Source organism: Butyrivibrio sp. AE2005 (genome assembly GCF_000686965.1).
In the GTDB taxonomy this organism is placed as follows: domain Bacteria; phylum Bacillota; class Clostridia; order Lachnospirales; family Lachnospiraceae; genus Butyrivibrio; species Butyrivibrio hungatei_A.
Genome location: NZ_KK366044.1, coordinates 57,068 through 60,390, shown reverse-complemented (window position 1 = coordinate 60,390; position 3,323 = coordinate 57,068). Strand labels below are relative to the sequence as shown.

The 3,323-nt window shown below is 40.5% G+C and carries 1 protein-coding gene; it reads right to left on the bottom strand.

The window, feature by feature from the left end; genetic code table 11:
- On the bottom strand, positions 1–3,323 hold a 3,323-nt coding region (locus DL92_RS0116860), incomplete at both ends, for a DUF6531 domain-containing protein (protein ID WP_026668366.1).

The window sequence follows — 3,323 nt, the reverse complement described above, 5'->3', positions numbered from 1 at the left end:
TTTCCGATTACGCTGCTCAACTGAAGTCTATCATCATAATTGTAGATGACTTCTCTGCCATCAGGATATGTGAGCTTTGTTCTTTCACCTGTAGCACCGTACTCATAAGCTACAGTCCTGTTCTTAAAGTCTGTTACTTTTGTCAGGCGTCCTAAGATATCATTTTCAAGGATTGTCTTTCCATACCAGTCATTTATCTGATTTAACTGATTAAGCTCGTTATATGAGAATGCAACACTTCTTCCGTCAGCATATCCTACCTTTGTTACTCCGCCGGCATTGTTATACTCATATGTTGTTGCATAGCTATCCCTGTCAGTCTTTGTCTTAAGACGTCCATACTGATCGTACTCATAAGTTTCCTTCTGCCCAAGAGCATCTGTTACTTCCGTAAGCTGACCTGAAAGATCATATGAATAAATAGTTACTCGTCCGTCTTTACCTACTGTAGGGAAGATGTCACCTGATTTTTCTTCATCACTTACAAGACCTTCTGCTCTATGTACGCTCTTAAGATTATCAAGAGCATCATAAGTATAAGCAGTCTCATTTCCAAGAGCATCTACTACGCTCTTAAGACGGCCTGTAGCTGTATATGTATAAAGAGTTGTGCTATTTCCATCAATTACCTTTGTAGCTCTTCCAAACGCATCATACTCATATTCAACACATCTTCCGTCTGAGCCTGCTACTTTATTTGCTCTACTTAAGGCATCGTAACCATAGTTAATCTCATAACCGTCAGAAAATCTTCTTGTCTTTACTCTTCCTGCTTCATCATATATAAGTTCCTGCTCTGTTACACCACAGAAGCTTACTGATGTAAGTCTTTTTCCTTCTGTGTAAGTGAATTTGCGCACCCTTCCAACTGCATCAGTGATCGAATCTATAAGATCCATTTTGGTGTATTTGTAAGATACTTCATTTCCAAGAGCGTCCGTTTCCTTTGTCACTCTGTCTAAAAGGTCATACTCACGCTTTGAAACGTTTCCGAGAGTATCTGTAACTTCCGTAACATTACCCGCTTCATCATATGCATAGCTTGTCTTATGACCGAGAGCATCTATCTCTTCCGTAACTCTGTTAAGGGCATCATAAACATAGCTCTTTACCCTGACATCGCCAAGATACTCAGCCGTTACATTTCCGTTCTTATCATAATCATAACCAGTAGTTCTTCCCTCGGGATCTGTGACTTTAATAAGTCTCATAAGAGGGTCGTACTCATACTTTATCTGCCCGCCGTTTGGAAGTTTTACAAGCTCCTGCTTACCCATTACGTTATAGCTTATTTCTGTACTTCTTCCTGCTTCGTCGGTTACCTTTGAAACCCTTCCCATGATATTGATGTCATAGCTTTTAAGAGTTCCGTCAAACTCCTTAACAGAAGTCACTTTACCCGACTTATCATATCTGTATTCCCTTGTATTTCCGAGGGCATCTGTTGTCTTTATGATTCTGTCGGCGTTATCGTACTCAAATATAGTCTTAGCACCGTCAGCAGAAACTGTTTCTACGACACGGTTAAGTTCGTCATACTTATAGCTCGTCTTTACTCCGTCAGGATCTGTTACCGTAGCAACGTTTCCTCTGTCATCGTAAGTAAAGATTGGCCCTATTCCTCTATCGTCATAGACTGCTTTTATGTTTCCGTCACTGTATGCAAAAATTCTGGCATTTCCTCCGGGAGCAGCAATCTCTTTTATCGTGCCGTTTTTGTTATAAAAATATTTGTATGTATCATCTCTTGGTCCTTTTACGGTATGAATCTTTCCGTCTGCATTATATGTATAGTTCGTCTTGTTTCCAAGTGCATCAATAACCTGCGTTACATGACCTCTGTTATCATAAGCGATTTTGGTCGTATTGCCGTTCTTATCGGTAATACTTGTTTTAAGATTCATGCCATTGTATGAATAAGTTTCCTTGCCGTCATAGTAGGCTGTCTCTATATGCCTTCCGAAATCATCATGCGTGTAAGTAACCTTATTGCCGTTCTGCTCTGTAGCAACCGTTATCTTCTTCTCGTCGTCATACTCATATGTCATCACAGTATTGTCAGGAAAACTCTGCTTTACTGTTCTTCCCTGCTCATCATACTCATTTGTGATAGATGTAATTCCTTTTGGATTAATTACATCCTTGATTCTTCCATCTTCCGTGTATGTGAACTTCCTTACTGCTCCGTCAGTTCCTTTTATCTCTGTGAGCCTGTCATCATCATAGGTATAAGAAACACACCTGCCCGCCTGATCGGTAACAGATGTCATAAGAGTAACTCTTATTTTTCCAAGTTCATTGAAGATACATTTTTCAAGATACTCAAATGTCAGAGTGTTTCCGTTCTTGGTACTTATATGTGTAACACAGCGCTTGCCTCCAACGATATCGTATGTAAAAGATACATTATCGCCGTCGAAATCTCCAAGCGCTACAAGATATCCCCTGTCATCAAATCTCTCATATGTGCCGTCATCCTGTGTGATAACATAGCCGCCTGTAAGTTTTTCAAGGAGTCCTTGTTCGCCCTGTGTTTCGAAGTAAAGGTCTTTGTCATATACATCATCGATCTTTTTATACTCGCCTTTACTTCCGTCAGACTTTTCTATCGTTATTATTCCGTCTTCTTCCACAATGCGCTTTTCAAAGGTATGCTTCCAGCCTTTTCCGAGACGTCCGCCCTTTTTGTCCATTGCGTTATAGAATCTTGCAAATGAAAGAGGATATTTACCTCCAAGTTCAATGTCAACGTGTTCGTTTATGTAGTTTCCGCTGCACATATTTACAGGATCATACTTAACAATAGTGCTGAGCACATTCTTACCGAGTTTATCTACAAAACTTCCCGAACCCTGTGCTCTATTTACGCTGTCCTCAAGGAAATCACCAAGCCTTTCGATAACGCCCATCTCAATGTCGCCGTTACCATTCACAAGTAAACCTTTACAGCTCCTAAGCTCTTCAATCTCCTGTTTTAATTTGCCTATTCTATAGGGGAAACTAACAGATGAAATCTTGGCAGCCTGCTGATTATCGAAGTTGGTGAACCTGTTGACAAGGTCAAGGATCATTCCGTCCTTTGATGCATCTCCGCACAGATTCCCGTAAGCATTCGATGCCATAAAGAAGTCGTATTCATCGCAGTTTCCGTACTTACTTCCAAACCTGCTGTGAATGTTATCCTTTAAAACTTCCATGCTGGTCGCCCATGTTTCATAAACAGAAGCACAGCCGTGAAGTTCTATGTTAAGTCCTTCAAGAACGATCGTGCTTATCTTGGCATCATCAGCTTCATCAACCGCAGCTTTAAAGCCACTTACATA